This window comes from Pseudoalteromonas sp. bablab_jr011 (genome assembly GCF_016464045.1).
Classification (GTDB): domain Bacteria; phylum Pseudomonadota; class Gammaproteobacteria; order Enterobacterales; family Alteromonadaceae; genus Pseudoalteromonas; species Pseudoalteromonas lipolytica.
In genome coordinates, this window is the sequence record NZ_JACDWU010000161.1 from 1 (window position 1) to 467 (window position 467).

The window sequence follows — 467 nt, forward strand, 5'->3', positions numbered from 1 at the left end:
ATAAAATGTTTTCTCCCCGGTTACGGGCTGCAAATTCCCACTGAGCCTCTGTGGGTAAATCAAAGGGGAGCTCGGTGAGTTTAGCCAGCCATAAACAGTAGTTTTTTGCGCCATACCAACTTACTCCCGCAGGGAATTCAGAGGCCCGCCAAACCTCATCTCTATCCCATTTTGTCCACATGGTTTTAGGCTGCTCATTCACCGTTGTGTATAAATCAAAGTCGGCATAATTCACTTCATACGCGCCCATTGAGTAGCTGGTTAGGGTGACTTTATGGGCGGGTTTGTTGTCAGTAAATCGTGTCCAAGGCAGTCCATCATCACCCCCACCATCTCCCATCATAAAGCTCCCGCCTTCAACAAACACCATGTGTGCTTTAGTGCGTTCAATAAGAGCATGTACTTGCTTGTCTTGCTCTCCAGTGAGCTTATCTATGTTATTTTCGATATCGCAGCCACTTAGTAAT

Annotated in this window: 1 protein-coding gene; it reads right to left on the reverse strand. The window is 46.5% G+C overall.

The window, feature by feature from the left end; genetic code table 11:
• Positions 1 to 467 (reverse strand): formylglycine-generating enzyme family protein (locus tag JIG41_RS07715; RefSeq protein WP_199524531.1); only part of this gene is annotated, 467 nt, incomplete at both ends.